Genomic DNA, 16,775 nt, shown 5'->3' on the forward strand with positions numbered 1-16,775 from the left:
CGGTCGAAAGCCAACGGCGCCGGTGCCTCGTCGGAGGGGGTACCGGCGCCGTCGTTTGTGCGCTCTCAACTGGGGCTGGTTTCCGTGGCAGGGTGGAACGGGCAAGCCTCAGGGGGCCAACAGAAGAGGGGGACCTGTGACCGTCGTCTGGATCAACGGCGCGTTCGGTGCAGGCAAGACCGCCACCGCACGGGAACTGATCGACCTGATCCCGAACAGCACGTTCTTCGACCCCGAGATCATCGGCGGGGCACTTCCGAACCTGCTCCCGCCCAAGCACCTCGCGGAGGTCGGCGACTTCCAGGACCTGCAGATCTGGCGACGGCTCGTGATCGACACGGCCGCCGCCATGCTCGCCGAGCTCGGCGGGACCCTCGTCGTCCCGATGACCCTGCTGCGCCAGGAGTACCGCGACGAGATCTTCGGCGGCCTCGCGGCCCGCCGGGTCGCGGTCCGGCATGTTCTCCTGGCACCGGCGGAAACGATCCTGCGCGAGCGAATAGCCGGCCGGGAGATCCCGCCGGACCTCCCCGACGGCGAGCTGCGGATGCAGCAGTGGGCGTACGACCACATCGAGCCGTACCGCGCCGCACTCGCCTCCTGGCTCACCGCCGACGCTCATCTCGTCGACACCAGTGCCCTCACCCCGTACGAGACGGCCTGCCGGATCGCCGACGCGGTCGGCAGCGGCTCCGTCCCCGTCTGCGACATCGTGCAGACCCCGGAGCCCACCTCCGAGACCGTCGCGGCCGGCGTGCTCCTCTTCGACGAGGAGGACCGGGTCCTGCTCGTCGACCCCACCTACAAGGCCGGCTGGGAGTTCCCCGGCGGCGTCGTCGAACCCGGCGAGGCGCCCGCCCGGGCCGGCATGCGCGAGGTCACCGAGGAGACCGGCCTCGTCCTCGACGACGTACCCCGGCTGCTCGTCGTCGACTGGGAGCCACCCGCCCCGCCCGGCTACGGCGGACTGCGCCTCCTCTTCGACGGCGGCCGGCTGGGCGCCGCCGAGGCGGACCGACTGCTGCTGCCAGGACCGGAGTTGCGCGGCTGGTGCTTCGCCAGCGAGCAGGAGGCCGCCGACCTGTTGCCGCCGGTCCGCTACGAGCGGTTGCGGTGGGCGCTGCGGGCCCGGGAACGCGGGGCCGCGCTCTATCTGGAGGCGGGCGTACCGCTCGGGTGACGACACGTCAATTTGCGGTCTGATCAACGATGTTGAACGGGACTTTGCCTTTTCGGGGGCACCACCTGGCGATTTTGCGGGGCATGGGTCATTCCGATAACAAAGCGAGGGTGAATTGTCGCCGTCCCGGTATGAACAGGAACGTGAAGAAGGTACATCGGAGCTCTAACGTCTTTGCGCAGCTCAGTTCTCTCGCGGCCGCCGGCCGCCTCGACGGGACCGGACATTTCGCCGGTCGAAGGAGAGGAACATGCGCGCGCCATCCTCGGCCCTCACCCGGGCCCTCACTCTCGCCGCCGGGCTCACCCTGGTGCTCACCGCCTGTAGCAGCGGCGGTGGGGGCGGCGGCCCCAGCAAGGGCACTTCGGCCGGACTCACGTCCTGCAACACCGTGGGCCAGGCCAACACCTGCAACTCGGCCGCCACCAAGTCCGGCGGAACGTACACCTATGTGCTGGAGAAGAACATCCAGCAGTGGAACGTCCAGGACGTCAACGGCAACACCTTCGAGAACGGGGAGGCCCTGGAGGTCGTCCTGCCGCAGGTGTTCGTGCCCCAGCCGGACTTCACCGTCGCCCTCAACACCGATCTGGTGACCTCGGCGACACAGACCAGCACCAGCCCGCAGACCATCGTCTACAAGATCAACCCGAAGGCGGCGTGGAACGACGGCACGCCCATCACCGCCGACGACTTCACCTACTACTGGCGTACCAACAACGGCAAGGACTGCCCGCCGCCGCCCGCCAGCGACTCCAGCCAGACCCATGGCTGTCTCCCGCAGAGCACCGCGGGCTACGACCGGATCAAGTCCCTGACCCCGTCCGACAACGGCAAGACCTTCACCATGGTGATGTCGAAGCCGTACTCGGACTGGAAGTCGCTGTTCGGCGCGGGCTATCCGCTCTATCCGGCGCACACCGCGGAGAAGCTCTCCGGCGCCAAGGTCGGCGACGCCGCCGCCATGACGGCCACGCAGATGGCGCAGGCCTGGCAGTACTTCCTGAAGACGCCGCCCACCAAGTACCCGACCGCGGGCGCCTACAAGATGCAGCAGTGGGTCGACAACGACCACGCCACCTTTGTGCCCGACCCGAAGTGGTACGGCGCGAAGAAGGCGACCCTGCAGAGGCTGATCTTCAAGGTGATCTCGGACGCCACCCAGGAGCCAACCGCCCTCAAGAACAACGAGGTTCAGGGCATCTATCCGCAGCCCGAGGTGGACCTGGTCAACCAGGTCAAGGACATCCCGGGCGTCACCTACAGCATCGGCAACGGGCTGACCTGGGAGCACTTCGACCTCAACCTGCACGACCCGGTGCTCGGGAAGTATCTGGCGCTGCGGCAGGCGATGTTCACGGCGATCAACACCAAGGACATCATCGCCAAGACGGTCGGCCAGTTCGACCCGGCCGTGAAGCCGCTCGGCAGCCACAACTTCGTTCCCGGGCAGGCCGGTTACAAGGACGTGGTCAGTGCCACCGGTCAGGGATCCGGTGATCTGACGAAGGCGAAGAAGTACCTCACCGACGCCAAGTTCACCGGTGTGGGCACGGCGTTGAAGACCCCGGACGGCAAGACGGTCGGACCCTTCAACTGCCGCTACACCACCGGCAACCAGATCCGGCAGAGCGAGTGCCAGATCCTGCAGAGCAACCTGGCGAGCCTCGGCATCAAGATCACCATCAAGCCGATCGGCGCCGCCGACCTCGGCACGGTCCTCGCCGGGCACCAGTACGACATCATCGTCTTCGCCTGGGTCGCGGCACCGTTCCCGACCAGCAACGCCCAGCAGAACTGGTTCACCGGCGGTGGCGGCAACTACGGCGGCTACAGCAACAAGACGGCCGACTCCCTGATCTCCCAGGCCGTGGGCGAGACGGACGCGACCAAGGCCGCGGCCCTCCTCAACCAGGCCGACCAGATCATGGTGAACGACGCCTACGTCCTGCCGCTCTACCAGAAGCCGACGTTCTTCGCCTCGCAGACGCGGTTCGTGAACATGCGGAACAACTCCACCAACGTGGGACCGGCCTACAACACCGGCACGTGGGGCCTGAAGAAGTAGCCCACCGCCAGAGGGAATTGGCTACACCGGCACGCCCGTAGAGCCCGGCCCCGGCGACACCGGGGCCGGGCCCCGACCACGGACGGCATCCCCGAACCGTCGGCCTCCGAGAGAAGACCGCATGCTCGCCTACACCGTGCGCCGCATCCTCGTCTCCATACCCGTCCTCATCGTCTCCACGTTCATCGTGTTCCTCGTCGTCATCAACTCCGGCGACCCGGTGGCCAATTTCGCCACCTCACGGCAACCCGCCCCCAGCAAGGCCGCGGTGGCCGCCTTCGCCCGGCACATCCACGCCAACCAGCCGGTGATGGAACGCTATTGGAACTGGATCACCGGCGTCCTGCACGGCGACTTCGGCCCGTCCGTGCAGGCCAACCTGAACATCGGGCACGACCTGTTCACCCGCTTCAAGGTGACCATCACCCTGGTCGCCGCGGCGATGATCCTCGCGCTGATCATGGCCGTCGTCTTCGGCGTTTTCAGCGCCATCCGCCAGTACTCCGCCGCCGACTACACCATCACCTTCTTCGGCTTCCTCTTCCTCGCCATGCCGGTGTTCTGGTTCGCGGTGCTGCTCAAGCAGGCCGGAATCTGGTTCAACGAGAAGACCGGCAGCCAGTTCCTCGGCACCATCGGCGAGAAGTCCCCGTACCTCGAAGTCGACACCACCTGGAACCAGTTCACCGATCACGTCGGCCACCTCATCCTGCCCACCATCACCCTCGCCCTCGTCTCCTTCGCGTCGTGGACCCGCTACACCCGCGCCTCCATGCTGGAGGTCCTCAACAGCGACTACGTACGGCTCGCCCGCGCCAAGGGACTTCGGCGCGGCAAGGTGATGACCCGGCACGCGCTGCGCACCGCCCTCATCCCGCTGGCCACCGTCACCGCGCTCGACATCGCGATCATCCTGGGCGGCGCGGTGATCACGGAGACGATCTTCCAGTGGCACGGCATGGGCGAGATGCTGGTCCAGGCGGCGACCACGCTCGACGTCTACCGCACCATGGCCTGGCTGCTGCTCTCCGCCGTCGTCGTCATCGGGTTCAATCTCGTCGCCGATCTCCTCTACGCCGTACTCGACCCGAGGATCCGCTATGACTGACATCGAGGCACCGGGGTCCGCGGGCACTCAACTGCCGCCCGGAGAACGCGAGTTCACCGTAAGGCAGCGCACCCAGACCCAGCTGGTGCTGCGCCGCTTCGTACGGCACCGGGCCGCGATGGTCAGCCTGGTCGTGTTCGTGCTGATCCTGCTGTGGGCGTTCATCGGCCCGCACCTGTGGCACTACTCCTACGAGAAGTACACCGAGGACAACTCCAAACCGCCGTCCTGGAAACACCCGTTCGGCACCAACTCTTCGGGATACGACGCCTACGCACAGGTCATGCGCGGCACCCAGACCTCACTCAAGATCGCCATCATGATCGCGCTCGGGTCCACCCTGGTGGGCGCGATCTGGGGCGCCATCGCCGGCTTCTACCGGGGCATCGTCGACGCGGTCATGATGCGCATCGCCGATCTCGTGCTGACGCTGCCCCTGTTCGCGATCGCCCTGGTCATCTCCTCCCGCACCGGCGGCTCCTGGTACTGGATCGCCATCGTCATCGCCGGACTGACCTGGGCGTACGTGGCCCGGGTGGTGCGCTCCTCGGTGCTGTCGCTGCGCGAGAAGGAGTTCATCGAGGCGGCCCGGGCGCTCGGCGCCTCCGACGTGCGGATCATCTTCCGGCATCTGCTGCCCAACGCCCTCGGCCCGATCATCGTCAACGCGACGATCCTGGTGGCGACCGGCATCCTCACCGAGACCGCGCTCTCCTTCCTCGGCTTCGGCGTCCAACCGCCCGACACCTCCCTGGGGTTGCTGGTCTCCCAGGCCCAGACGGCGGTCGACACCCGGCCCTGGCTCTTCTACATCCCCGGCGCGTTCATCATCGCCATCGCGCTGACCATCAACTTCATCGGCGACGGCCTGCGCGACGCCTTCGACCCCCGGCAGCAAAGGGTGCGACAGTGACGACCACGAGTCATGGAGTGCGCGAGGTCCCCGTGACCTCGGCCGTGCTCGAAGTCGAGGACCTCAGCGTGGAGTTCGGCACGGAGGACGGGACGGTACGGGCCGTACGCGGCGTCGGCTACCGGCTCGACCGGGGCGAATCGCTGGGCATCGTCGGCGAGTCGGGGTCCGGGAAGTCGGTGACCGCCCTCGCCGTGATGGGGCTGCTGCCGACCGGCGCCAAGGTGCGCGGCTCGGTCCGCTTCGAGGGCACCGAGCTCCTCGGGCTGTCCGACGCGCGCCTGTCCGACCTGCGCGGCAGCGGCATCGCGATGATCTTCCAGGACCCGATGACCTCCCTCAACCCCGTCTACAACGTGGGCTACCAGATCAGCGAGACCCTGCTCCGCCACAACCCCGACATGAAACAGCGGGACGCCCGCAAACGGGCCGTCGAACTCCTCGGCACGGTCGGCATCCCCAGCCCCGAACGGCGCGTCGACAGCTACCCGCACGAGATGTCCGGCGGCATGCGCCAGCGCGTCGTCATCGCGATCGCCATGGCCAACGACCCGGACGTGATCATCGCCGACGAGCCGACCACCGCGCTCGACGTCACCGTGCAGGCGCAGATCCTCGAAGCCCTGGAGACCGCCCGCGCCGAGACCGGAGCGGCCCTCGTCCTCATCACCCACGACCTGGGCGTGGTGGCCGGCCACACCGACCGGGTCGCGGTCATGTACGCCGGCCGGATAGTGGAGACCGGCTCCGTCGAGGACATCTTCTACACCCCGCGCATGCCCTACACCCTGGGCCTGCTCGGCTCCCTGCCCCGCCTCGACCGCGAGGAGGCGCGCCTCACCCCCATCACCGGCTCACCGCCGAGCCTGCTCAACCTGCCGCCCGGCTGCCCCTTCTCGCCCCGCTGCCCGATGCGCCGGGACGTGTGCGACACCGACGAACCCGCCCTGCGCAGGGCCGGCGGAGACCTGCACCTCAGCGCCTGCCACTTCGCCGACGAACTCGTCGACACCGGCGCCGACCAGGTCTTCGACGCGGTCGGCGCGGACACCGAGGCCCTGGCCCGCTTCGCCGACGCGGCCCCCGCCACGAACCCCGAGGAGGACCCCGTATGACCGCGCCCGCGCAGGCCGCCAGCCCCCTGCCGCCGCTGCCCGGCCACGGCGGCACCGGCGAACCGGTCCTCCAGGTACGGGACTTGGTCAAACACTTCCCGGTCATGTCCAAGGGAATCGTCCGCCGCCGCGTGGGCGATGTGCACGCCGTCTGCGGAGTCTCCTTCGACCTCTACGAGAACGAAACCCTCGGCCTGGTCGGGGAGTCGGGCTCCGGCAAGACCACGATCTCCCGCACCGTCCTCGGCCTGGAACGGGCCACCGCGGGCCGGGTCCGCTACCAGGGGCACGAACTCACCGAACTGAGCAGACGTCAGATGCGGCCCCTGCGGCGGGAGTTGCAGATCGTCTTCCAGGACCCGTACGCCTCGCTGGACCCCCGGATGACCGTCCACGAGATCGTCGCCGAACCGCTGCGCATCCACGGGCGGTACGGGTCCGGGGCGGGTGCCGAGGTGAGCGAACTCCTGCGGCTGGTCGGACTCAACCCCGAGCACGGCAACCGTTTCGCCCACGAGTTCTCCGGCGGACAGCGCCAACGCATCGGCATCGCAAGGGCGTTGGCCCTGCGCCCGAAGGTCGTCATCCTCGACGAACCGGTGTCGGCCCTCGACGTGTCGATCCAGGCGGGCGTCCTCAACCTGTTGATGGACCTGCAGAGCGAACTGAGCCTGTCCTTCCTGTTCGTGGCCCACGACCTGTCGGTGATGCGGCATGTGGCGGGCCGGGTGGCCGTCATGTACCTGGGCCGCCTGGTCGAGATCGCCCCCGCCCGTCAGCTCTTCGCCCGCCCGGCGCACCCGTACACCCAGGCCCTGGTCTCCGCCATCCCGCTGCCCGATCCGCGCAAGGAGCGCGCCCGGAAGCGGATCACCATCCAGGGCGACGTCCCCAGCCCGGTGCGCCCGCCCAGCGGCTGCCGCTTCCGCACGCGCTGCCCCAAGTTCGCGAACCAGCTCACCGACAGTGAACGGACGTCGTGCGTGGAGGAGGTACCGGCACTCGTCGACCGGGGCGGTGGCAACCCGGTCGCCTGTCACTACGCGGAGAGTGTGGAGCTGTTGTAGCCGAGTTCCCCGGCGGACGGGTACGGCGTCAGCCTGTTCCCGTCCATGAACCGTCGGTTGAAGTCGCCCACCTTCAAGGCGAGTTGGGCGTACCGGGAGATGAGTTCGGCGGCGGCCTCGGGGATGCCCTCGGGCCGCTTGCCGTCGTCGGCGCACCCGCGGATGAACTCCCGGCGCTCGTCCGGGCCGTAGCCGTACTGGTCCACGACGAGCCAGTGCACCAGGTAGGAGAAGGCGTAGGCGTGGTCGTAGTGAAGGTGGCGGTCGTAGAAGTCGCGTTCGTCCGCGGCGAGTCGGAAGCGCGGGGAGAGGGCGAGGCCGTAGTCGGCGAGGTAGAGCTGCCGGCCGTCGGTGAGGATGTTCTTGAAGTGGACGTCGAGGTGCAGGAGTTGCCGCTCGCGGAGGAATCCGGTGACGGCTTCGAGACCCTGCTCCACCAGGGCGCAGGCGGTGTCGGGGTCGCCGGTGCGGAGCTGTTCGGAGAGCCAGTCGTGGAGGGTGTGCGGCAGGTGTTCCATGAACAGCGTCAGGCTCGCGGACGCCGTGCGCAGGGCCTCGATGTGCTCACGTCCGGCGCCCCAGTAGGCCACGGTCCGTTCCGCGTCGGCGAGTTCCTCGGGGAGTGACTGCTCCGGGTCGGGCAGCACCCGCCAGTGGTGCAGCAGCGGGAAACCCGAAAAGCGGTCGGACAGTGCCCAGTTGGTCGTCATCTCGTGGACGGCCAGCTCCCGCCAGACGCCGAAGCCGGGACTGGGGAGCGCGCCGATGCCGTAGTGGCAGTAGGCGGGCGCCCCGAACACATTGGCCGTCGACCGCACATTCTCCGCCCGCCGCTCCACATCCGTGAGCGGCATCCGCTTCACGAACACCTTTCTGCCGTCCACCTCGATCAGCGCCGAGCGCCCGCCGATACCGGTCCCCAACGGCGTCCCCGCGTCGACCAGTTCGGTGAGTTCATGGTCGGAGAGGAGGGCGAGGGTGGTGGCGATGTCGGTGTGGGCGGCGATGCGCGCGGTGCGGGGCATGGCCCCATCCTCGTTCAGGCGGTGCCGAGTCGGACGGTCATCTCCACGGTCACCTCGTCGTCCGCGCCGAGACCGCACGGCTTCCGCACGGCGTTCTTGAGCGGCAGCAAGTATCCGCCGTCCTTGGGGAAGAGCGAGGTCGTGAACACGGCCTCGCCGATCCGCGCCTCGACGGGGATCACACCCCAGCCGTACGAGGCCATGGTGGCGACCTCGCGGACGTCCGCCGACTCCTCGTCCGGCACGGGGACGAAGTAGTACGGCGCGGGGCCGCGCCACTCGATCACCCGGCCGGTGAAGACGAACCGCATGGACGCGCTCAGTTGGCCGCGTAGTTCTGGAGGAACAGCGCCTCCGTCACCGACAGCCGCTCCAACTCCTCGGGCGACACGCTCTCGTTGACCGCGTGGATCTGCGCCTCCGGCTCGCTGAGGCCGATGAGGAGGATCTCGGCCTGCGGGTAGAGGGCCGCGAGGGTGTTGCACAGCGGGATGGAGCCGCCCTGGCCGGCGTACTGCATCTCCTGGCCGGGGTAGGCGACCGCCATCGCGTCGGCCATCGCCGTGTACGCCGGGCTCGTCGTGTCGGCGCTGAAGGGCTGGCCCTGGCCGATGTGTTCGGTGCTCACGCGGGCGCCCCACGGGGTGTGGGCCTCCAGGTGGGCCTGGAGCAGGGTGGTCGCCTCGGCCGCGTCGACGCCCGGCGGGACGCGGAGGCTGACCAGTGCGCGGGCGCCGGCCTGCACGGACGGGGTCGCGCCGACGACCGGCGGGCAGTCGATGCCGAGGACGGTGACGGCCGGGCGCGCCCAGATGCGGTCGGTGACCGTGTCGGAACCGATCAGCTCGACGCCGTCCAGCACCTTGGCGTCCTGGCGGAACTGCTCCTCGTCGTACGACAGTCCGTCCCAGGTCGCGTGGGCGGCGAGCCCGTCGACGGTCGTCGAGCCGTCCTTGGCGCGCAGCGAGTCCAGTACGCGGATCAGCGCGGCCAGTGCGTCGGGCGCGGCGCCGCCGAACTGGCCCGAGTGCAGATTGCCTTCGAGGGTGTCGATCTGGACGCGCACCAGGGTCATGCCACGCAGGGTCGAGGTCACGGTGGGCAGACCGAGGCGGAAGTTTCCTGTGTCGCCGATCACGATGGTGTCGGCGGCGAGGAGTTCCGGGTGTTCCTCGGCGTACCGCTCCAGGCCGCCGGTGCCCTGCTCCTCCGAGCCCTCGGCGATCACCTTGATGTGTACCGGGATGCCGCCGTTGGCCTTGAGGGCGCGCAGCGCGAGCAGGTGCATGATCAGGCCGCCCTTGCAGTCGGCGGCACCGCGCCCGTACCAGCGGCCGTCGCGCTCGGTCAGTTCGAAGGGCGGGGTCGTCCAGGCGGACTCGTCGAGCGGGGGCTGCACGTCGTAGTGGGCGTACAGGAGCACGGTCTTCGCGCCCTCGGGGCCGGGCAGGTAGCCGTAGACCGACTGTGTGCCGTCGGGGGTGTCGAGCAGGGCCACGTCCTGGAAACCGTCGGTGCGCAGCGCGTCGGCGACCCAGTTCGCGGCGCCCTCGCTCTCGCTCTTCGGGAACTGGTCGAAGTCCGCCACCGACTTGAAGGCCACCAGCTCGCCGAGCTCAGTTCTTGCCCTGGGCATCAGCGAGGCGACGGTCTCGGCGACCGGATTCGACGACATGGGCACGCTCCTTGTGGGTGCGACGTTGTACGAATGATGCCGTCGATCCTCCCACAACGGCCTGTGGCGATGTCCGCCGTAGGATGCGGGGGACAGGTGCGGCAGCGGCTTGATCGGGAGCAGTAGACCATCGTGAGCAGCGAGAACTCTTCGGCGGACGACGTGCAGCGGGTGTGGGACGTCGTCGTGGTGGGCGCGGGACCCGCGGGGGCCTCGGCCGCCTATGCGGCGGCCGTCGCGGGACGGCGTGTGCTGTTGCTGGAGAAAGCCGAGTTGCCGCGCTACAAGACGTGCGGCGGCGGCATCATCGGACCTTCGCGCGACTCGCTCCCGCCAGGCTTCGACCTGCCGTTGAAGGACCGGGTGCACGCCATAACGTTCTCGAACAACGGGCGTTTCACGCGCACCCGCCGGTCCCGGCAGATGCTGTTCGGGCTGATCAACCGGCCCGAGTTCGACCAGCAGCTCGTCGAGCACGCGCAGAAGGCGGGCGCCGAGCTGCGCACCGGCGTCACAGTGACACGAGTCGAGCAGCACGGCTCCGCGGTGCCGGACCGCCGTACGGTCGCCGTCGTCCTCCAAGGCGGCGAGACGGTCCTCGCGCGGGCCGTCGTCGGCGCGGACGGCAGTGCCAGCCGCATAGGGGCGCACGTCGGGGTCAAGACCGACCAGGTGGACCTGGGCCTGGAGGCGGAGATCCCGGTGCCGGAGACCGTCGCCGAGGACTGGAAGGGGCGGGTCCTCATCGACTGGGGCCCGATGCCCGGGAGTTACGGCTGGGTCTTCCCGAAGGGGGACACGCTCACGGTCGGCGTGATCTCCGCGCGCGGTGAAGGCGCCGCCACCAAGCGGTACTTGGAGGACTTCATCGCCCGGCTCGGTCTCGCCGGCTTCGAACCGAGCATCTCCTCCGGGCACTTGACCCGCTGCCGGGCGGACGACTCGCCGCTCTCGCGCGGGCGGGTGCTGGTCTGCGGGGACGCGGCCGGACTTCTGGAGCCGTGGACCCGGGAGGGCATCTCGTTCGCGCTGCGCTCGGGACGGCTCGCGGGGGAGTGGGCGGTGCGGATCGCCGAGGCGCACGACGCCGTGGACACCCGCCGCCAGGCGCTGAACTACGCGTTCGCGATCAAGGCGGGGCTCGGCGTGGAGATGAGCGTCGGCAAGACCATGCTGGCGATCTTCGAGCGGCGCCCCGGACTGTTCCACGCGGCCCTCACCGGCTTCCGGCCGGCCTGGAAGGCCTTCATGGACATCACCCGGGGTTCGACCACGCTCGGCGAGCTGGTGCGCAGCCACCCGATGGCGCAGCGCGCGCTGACCGCCTTCGACCGCAGGACCGCGGAGCCCGTTGGGCCCGTGGAGACGGTGGAGTCCGCGGAGGGCGAGGCCGGCTCCTGACTGAGAGGTCAGCTCCTGACCGTGACGTGGAAGACGGGGTGGTCGGGGGCGATCCGGCGCAGTTCGTCGTCGGAGGAGTCGGGGCCGACTCCTCCGAAGAACACGCCGACCTCGGCCTTCCATCGCTTGAGGTAGGCGCGGAGCAGCGGCACCTTGTCGTCGCCGGTGACCTCGGTCGCGGTGAACACATCCACCTTCTTGCCGAGCCGCAGCTCGCCGCCGCCCGCCGCCCGCATGTTGTGCGTCCACTGGACGTGCCCGCGCGGGGCGACGAGGTACTGCTGTCCGTCCACCGTCAGCAGGTTCACCGGGGTGGTCCGCCACTCGCCGCTCTTACGGCCGCGGACCGCCAGCACCCGTGAACCCCAGACGCTGAGACCGCGGCGGGTGAACCAGGCGACGGCGCGGTTGAAGACGTTGACCGTGAACCAGCCGGGCTTCTGGACGTGCGTGCTCATGACGACTCCTGGGTTTTGGAGAGCGCGGCTCCCTTTTGTGAGCACTGCTCTCGCTCTCGGGAACAGTCTGCATCGGCCAGGCGATCCAATGCAAGAGCGGTGCTCTCTTTTTTGTTCGCCGCTCTTGTTTGTGTGCACTGATCTGATTCCATGCCACACTTGCCCGTATGAGCACCACACAAGGCGCCCGCGCCCGAGCCAGGATCGAGGTCACCGCGGCCATCAAGGACGAGGCGCGCAGACAGCTCGCCGCCGAGGGCGCCGCGAAGCTCTCGCTGCGCGCCGTGGCCCGTGAACTGGGCATGGTCTCCTCCGCGCTGTACCGGTACTTCCCCAGCCGCGACGACCTGTTGACCGCTCTCATCATCGATGCGTACGACTCCGTCGGCGAGAGCGCGGAGACGGCCCACGCCAAGGTGGCCGACGCGAGCCCGCTGCGGCGCTGGACGAGCGTGTGCGAGGCGGTACGGGGCTGGGCGCTCGCGCATCCGCACGAGTACGCGCTGATCTACGGCTCACCGGTCCCCGGTTATGTCGCCCCCGAGACGACCGTCCCGTCCGCCGCTCGTGTCGCCCTCATCCTGATCGGCGTCGTACAGGACGCCCACCAGGCCGGCGCCCTTACCGAGCCCCCGCTTCCGGCCGGTCTGCGCCCCGAGGCGGACCGTATGATCGCGGACTTCGCCGGCGGCCTTCCGCCCGGATCGGCCGTGGCCCTCGTCGCCGCTATCGCCGAGACGTTCGGACTGGTCAGCTTTGAGCTTTTTGGCCAGTTCCGCCGGGTGGTGGAGGATCGGGAGCCGTTCTTTCGTCATGCGGTACGACGGCTTGCGCTTGGGGTGGGGCTTGCGGACGTGTGAGCTCGTCGGCTGCGAGCCGGTGGGGGCTGGGCACGCAGTTCCCCGCGCCCCTTGCAGGGCGCTGTGGTGGACCGGAGTAGGACGTACTCCCCGGGAAGTACTCGTGATCACCCCGCCCGGCTGATGCCCCCGACCTCGCCCGGCGTCTAGCGTGACGTGCATGGACGAGCAGCGCGTACGCGGTGGGGGACCGCCCCAGTGGTGGCGCCATGGACCGCCGTGGGGCGGGGAGGCGGCCCCGACGCGGTGGCCGTGGCGCTCCACGCTGTTGGTCACCCTGTTCGTGCTGATCGGGAGCAGCTTCGCCTCGCACAGCCAGCCCGACCGCGTCCAGCTCGACCTCTACGCGCGCGTGCTGCTCGTCGCTGGCTCGGTGCTGCTCCTGTGGCGCCACCGCTACCCCGTAGGGGTGGCCTTCGGGACCGCGCTCGCCGCCGTGCTCTACTTCGGCGCCGGATACCCGTACGGCCCGGTCTTCCTGCCCGTCGCGCTCGGCTGCTTCAGCGCGGTCGTCGCCGGGCGGCGGCGGGCGGCCTGGGCCGCGCTCGGCACGCTCTGGGCGGCGCACCTCCTGATCGCCCACTGGCTGTACCGGTGGCTGCCCCCGCAGCACGACCACGCGATGCCCTGGGGCCGTGAACTGGCCGTCGCCACCTGGCTGGTGGCCGTCGCCGCGGTCTCCGAACTGGCCCGCACCCGCCGCGACCAGTGGGTCCGCGAGCGCGCCGAGCGCGCCCAGGCGGCCCGCCGCCGCGCCGACGAGGAGCGGCTGCGGATGGCCCGCGAACTGCACGACGTCCTCGCGCACAGCATCTCCGTCATCAACGTCCAGGCGGGCGTCGGCCTCGCGCTCCTCGACTCCGACCCCGAGCAGGCCCGTACGGCCCTCACCACGATCAAGGCCGCCAGCAAGGAGGCGCTCGGCGAGGTCCGCCAGGTCCTCGACAGCCTGCGCACCCCGGGCGACGCGCCCCGCGCCCCGGCCCCCGGTCTCGACCGGCTGCCCGAACTGGTGCAGCAGGCGGCGAGCGCGGGCCTCACGGTGGAGGTCGAGGGAACCCCGCCCCGCCTCCCGCCCGGCACCGACCTCGCCGCCTTCCGCGTCGTCCAGGAGGCCCTCACCAATGTCGTACGGCACTCGGGTTCGCGGCACGCGCGCGTGCACATCGACCACGATGCCCGGGAGCTGCGGCTGCGCGTCGACGACGACGGGCCCGCGACCGGCGCGGACGCCGGGGGCAGCGGCAACGGGCTGGCCGGGATGCGGGAGCGGGCCGCCGCGCTCGGTGGCACCATCGAGGCGGGCCCGCGCCCGGACGGCGGCTTCCGGGTGCTCGCCGTACTGCCGTTGAAGGTCACATCGAAGGAGGACGACCGGTGATCCGGGTACTGCTCGCCGACGACCAGTCGCTGGTCCGCGCCGGGTTCAAGGCGCTGTTGGACGCGCAGCCCGACATCGAGGTCGCGGGCGAGGCCTCCGACGGCGAGGAGGCCGTGCGCAAGGTGGGCGAACTGCGCCCCGACGTCGTCCTGATGGACATCCGCATGCCGCTGCTCGACGGCCTCGCGGCGACCCGACGCATCACCGGGAACGGCGACTTGGAAGCGGTCAAGGTGGTCATGCTGACCACCTTCGAACTCGACGAGTACGTCTTCGAGGCGATCCGCTCCGGCGCCTCCGGCTTCCTCGTCAAGGACACCGAACCGGACGAACTCCTGCGCGCGGTAAGGGCGGTGGTCGACGGCGACGCGCTGCTGTCCCCCGGGGTGACCCGCCGTCTGATCGCCGAGTTCGCGGCCCGGTCCAAGGAACCGGCCACGGCCGACGCCCTCACCCAACTCACCGAGCGGGAACGGGAGGTGATGGCCCTGGTCGGTATCGGCCTCTCGAACGAGGAGATCGCCCGCCGTCTGGTCGTCAGCCCGCTCACCGCGAAGACCCATGTCAGCCGCACGATGGTGAAGCTGGGCGCCCGGGACCGGGCCCAACTGGTCGTGCTGGCCTACGAGTCGGGGTTGGTCCGCCCCGGCTGGCTGGGCTGACCCGACTCCTGCCGATACCGGTACAGCACGCTCGCCACGCGTACGAAGAACACGACGGGCAGCAGCACGAGGCCCGCCCACGTCAGCACCGTCTCGACCGTGCCCGGCAGTTCGAACAGCCACACCGGACCGGCGACCGCCCCGAACACGACGACAGCCGCGAACACCGCGCTGACCAGCGCGTACCCGATCTCGACGGTCATCGCGTCCCGCTCGGCCTGTGTGCGTCGTCCCCCGGTCATGCTCATTCCGCGAGTCTCACACGTGTGCGCCCGACGGAGCAATCGGCTCCGCCGGGCGCACACTCAGGGAGGCGTCCCCCTAGTCACGGACCGCCACGCGCTCCGCTTCCGCCTCCTTCACGGTGGACTTGGCGACCACGAGGGTCTGCTGGTCGCGACGGCCGCGCAGCCCCGGCAGGGTGATCAGCAGCCCGGCGACCGCGATGAACGTCACCACGATGAGCCCGGGCCGGTAGCTGTCCAGCACCGCCTGCGGGGTGGCGTGCGCGGGAGCGTGGGCGGTGACCACGGCCGTGACGACGGCCAGGAAGATCGCGCCGCCCACCTGCACCGAGGTGTTCAACAGCCCCGAGACCATGCCCTGTTCGTGGTCCTCGACCCCGCTCGTGGCCTGGATGTTCAGCGAGGGGAAGACCAGCGCGCAGGCCGCGCCGATCAGCAGCATCGACGGTAGGATCACCGCCGCATACCCCGGATCGAGGCTGACCCGCAGGAACAGCGCGTACCCGACGACCATCAGCGCGAAGCCGGTCGCGATCAGCCGCTGCGTGCCGAACCGGTCGACGATCGAGCCGACCTTCGTCGAGGACACCGCCACCACCGCCCCGGCCGGCAGGAAGGCGAGCGCCGTGTGCAGCGCGGACCAGCCGAGCAGCGACTGCATGTACAGCGTGACCAGGAACTGGAATCCGACGTACGACCCGAAGAACGCCATCGCGCCGAGCTGGGCGCGGATCTGGTTGCCGGAGCGCAGCACCCCGAGCCGGATCAGCGGCCCGGCGGAGCGCCGCTCGACGTACACGAAGACGCTCAGCAGGACGGCAACGGCCAGGAAGGACAGGAGAGTTCGGGCCGACGCCCATCCGGCCTCGGGCGCCTGTACGACGGTGAAGACCAGCAGCAGCATCGACGCGGTACCGAGGACGGCGCCGGGCACGTCGTAGCCGTTGTGGTCCTTCTCGCGCTCGCTGCGCGGCAGCAGCTTCAGGCCGGCGAGCAGGGCGATGAGCGCGATGGGCGCGGGCAGCAGCATGGTGAGCCGCCAACTGGCCTCCGTGAGCAGGCCGGAGAGCACCAGGCCCATCGAGAAGCCGGTGGCCGCGCAGGTGGTGTAGATGGACAGGGCGCGGTTGCGCAGCGGGCCCTCGGCGAAGGTCGTCGTGATGATCGAGAGGCCGGCCGGTGCGGTGAAGGCCGCGCTGAGGCCCTTGATGAAGCGACTGGCGATCAGCAGCGGACCCGAGTCGACGAGCCCGCCGAGCAGCGAGGCCACCGCGAAGACTCCCAGGGCGACCAGGAAGACCTGGCGTCGGCCCAGCAGGTCGGCGGTCCGGCCACCGAGGAGGAGCAGTCCGCCGTATCCCAGGATGTAGCCGCTGACGATCCATTGGAGTGTCGAGGTGGAGAGGTCGAGTTCGGAGCCGATGGAGGGCAGGGCGACGCCGACCATCGACACGTCCAGCGCGTCCAGGAACATCGCGGCGCAGAGCACCAGCAGGGTGCCCCACAGCCGTGGGGTCCAGCGAACCGCCGACGACGGGGCCGCGGGAGGGGAGAGCGGAGAGGTCATGCCGCAGAGACTACATGCGTATGCATCGAATGCAAACGCATTTAATTACG

Annotated in this window: 16 protein-coding genes; 10 read left to right on the forward strand and 6 right to left on the reverse strand. The window is 69.7% G+C overall.

Translation table 11 applies throughout. The features are described 5' to 3' along the window. The first annotated feature begins 136 nt into the window (after positions 1-136). The 6 genes from SSP08S_RS20310 to SSP08S_RS20335 all read left to right on the forward strand — a co-directional run bounded on the left by SSP08S_RS20310 (position 137) and on the right by SSP08S_RS20335 (position 7,451). Complete coding sequence (locus SSP08S_RS20310; RefSeq protein WP_019069461.1) at positions 137-1,180, forward strand: NUDIX hydrolase; 1,044 nt, start codon at positions 137-139, stop codon at positions 1,178-1,180. A 250-nt stretch (positions 1,181-1,430) separates the two neighbouring features. Beyond that, complete coding sequence (locus SSP08S_RS20315) at positions 1,431-3,248, forward strand: ABC transporter family substrate-binding protein (protein WP_019069462.1); 1,818 nt, start codon at positions 1,431-1,433, stop codon at positions 3,246-3,248. Positions 3,249-3,369: 121 nt separating this feature from the next. Beyond that, positions 3,370-4,356 (forward strand): ABC transporter permease, encoded by a 987-nt coding sequence (locus tag SSP08S_RS20320; RefSeq protein WP_019069463.1) that lies wholly within the window; start codon positions 3,370-3,372, stop codon positions 4,354-4,356. After that, complete coding sequence (locus SSP08S_RS20325; protein ID WP_019069464.1) at positions 4,349-5,269, forward strand: ABC transporter permease; 921 nt, start codon at positions 4,349-4,351, stop codon at positions 5,267-5,269. Before SSP08S_RS20320 ends, SSP08S_RS20325 begins: the two co-directional genes overlap by 8 nt. Next, positions 5,266-6,384 (forward strand): ABC transporter ATP-binding protein, encoded by a 1,119-nt coding sequence (locus SSP08S_RS20330; RefSeq protein ID WP_245607917.1) that lies wholly within the window; start codon positions 5,266-5,268, stop codon positions 6,382-6,384. Before SSP08S_RS20325 ends, SSP08S_RS20330 begins: the two co-directional genes overlap by 4 nt. Then, complete coding sequence (locus SSP08S_RS20335) at positions 6,381-7,451, forward strand: ABC transporter ATP-binding protein (protein ID WP_019069466.1); 1,071 nt, start codon at positions 6,381-6,383, stop codon at positions 7,449-7,451. Before SSP08S_RS20330 ends, SSP08S_RS20335 begins: the two co-directional genes overlap by 4 nt. Here SSP08S_RS20335 and SSP08S_RS20340 read toward each other — a convergent pair. The 3 genes from SSP08S_RS20340 to SSP08S_RS20350 are packed head-to-tail and all read right to left on the reverse strand — an operon-like array spanning position 7,424 to position 10,151. Then, complete coding sequence (locus SSP08S_RS20340) at positions 7,424-8,476, reverse strand: protein kinase family protein (protein WP_019069467.1); 1,053 nt, start codon at positions 8,474-8,476, stop codon at positions 7,424-7,426. The genes SSP08S_RS20335 and SSP08S_RS20340 overlap by 28 nt on opposite strands. Positions 8,477-8,490: 14 nt before the next feature. Next, positions 8,491-8,787: a DUF1905 domain-containing protein gene (locus tag SSP08S_RS20345; protein ID WP_019069468.1), complete on the reverse strand. Its 297-nt coding sequence runs from the start codon at positions 8,785-8,787 to the stop codon at positions 8,491-8,493. An 8-nt stretch (positions 8,788-8,795) separates the two neighbouring features. Then, positions 8,796-10,151: a dipeptidase gene (locus tag SSP08S_RS20350; protein ID WP_019069469.1), complete on the reverse strand. Its 1,356-nt coding sequence runs from the start codon at positions 10,149-10,151 to the stop codon at positions 8,796-8,798. Between the two features lie 132 nt (positions 10,152-10,283). On the opposite strand from SSP08S_RS20350, the gene SSP08S_RS20355 reads away from it, so the two are divergent. Next, positions 10,284-11,552: a geranylgeranyl reductase family protein gene (locus SSP08S_RS20355; protein ID WP_019069470.1), complete on the forward strand. Its 1,269-nt coding sequence runs from the start codon at positions 10,284-10,286 to the stop codon at positions 11,550-11,552. 8 nt (positions 11,553-11,560) lie between these two features. On the opposite strand, the gene SSP08S_RS20360 is transcribed toward SSP08S_RS20355, so the two are convergent. Continuing rightward, positions 11,561-12,010, reverse strand: a complete 450-nt coding sequence (locus SSP08S_RS20360) for a nitroreductase family deazaflavin-dependent oxidoreductase (RefSeq protein WP_019069471.1) — start codon at positions 12,008-12,010, stop codon at positions 11,561-11,563. A gap of 167 nt (positions 12,011-12,177) precedes the next feature. On the opposite strand from SSP08S_RS20360, the gene SSP08S_RS20365 reads away from it, so the two are divergent. The 3 genes from SSP08S_RS20365 to SSP08S_RS20375 all read left to right on the forward strand — a co-directional run bounded on the left by SSP08S_RS20365 (position 12,178) and on the right by SSP08S_RS20375 (position 14,913). After that, a complete protein-coding gene (locus SSP08S_RS20365; protein ID WP_019069472.1) occupies positions 12,178-12,870 on the forward strand; it encodes a TetR/AcrR family transcriptional regulator in 693 nt (230 codons plus the stop codon). Positions 12,871-13,030: 160 nt separating this feature from the next. Next, on the forward strand, positions 13,031-14,251 hold the full coding sequence (locus tag SSP08S_RS20370; RefSeq protein ID WP_026178666.1) for a sensor histidine kinase: 1,221 nt from the start codon (positions 13,031-13,033) through the stop codon (positions 14,249-14,251). Next, positions 14,248-14,913, forward strand: coding sequence for a response regulator (locus SSP08S_RS20375; protein WP_019069474.1), 666 nt, complete (start codon positions 14,248-14,250; stop codon positions 14,911-14,913). Before SSP08S_RS20370 ends, SSP08S_RS20375 begins: the two co-directional genes overlap by 4 nt. Here SSP08S_RS20375 and SSP08S_RS20380 read toward each other — a convergent pair. Both SSP08S_RS20380 and SSP08S_RS20385 read right to left on the reverse strand, forming a co-directional pair. After that, on the reverse strand, positions 14,874-15,161 hold the full coding sequence (locus tag SSP08S_RS20380) for a DUF6332 family protein (RefSeq protein WP_026178667.1): 288 nt from the start codon (positions 15,159-15,161) through the stop codon (positions 14,874-14,876). The genes SSP08S_RS20375 and SSP08S_RS20380 overlap by 40 nt on opposite strands. A gap of 73 nt (positions 15,162-15,234) precedes the next feature. Beyond that, entirely contained in the window at positions 15,235-16,725 is a 1,491-nt protein-coding gene (locus SSP08S_RS20385) for an MFS transporter (protein ID WP_019069476.1), read from the reverse strand. Between the last annotated feature and the right edge of the window lie 50 nt (positions 16,726-16,775).

It is taken from the genome of Streptomyces hokutonensis (assembly GCF_000376565.1).
GTDB lineage: Bacteria > Actinomycetota > Actinomycetes > Streptomycetales > Streptomycetaceae > Streptomyces > Streptomyces hokutonensis.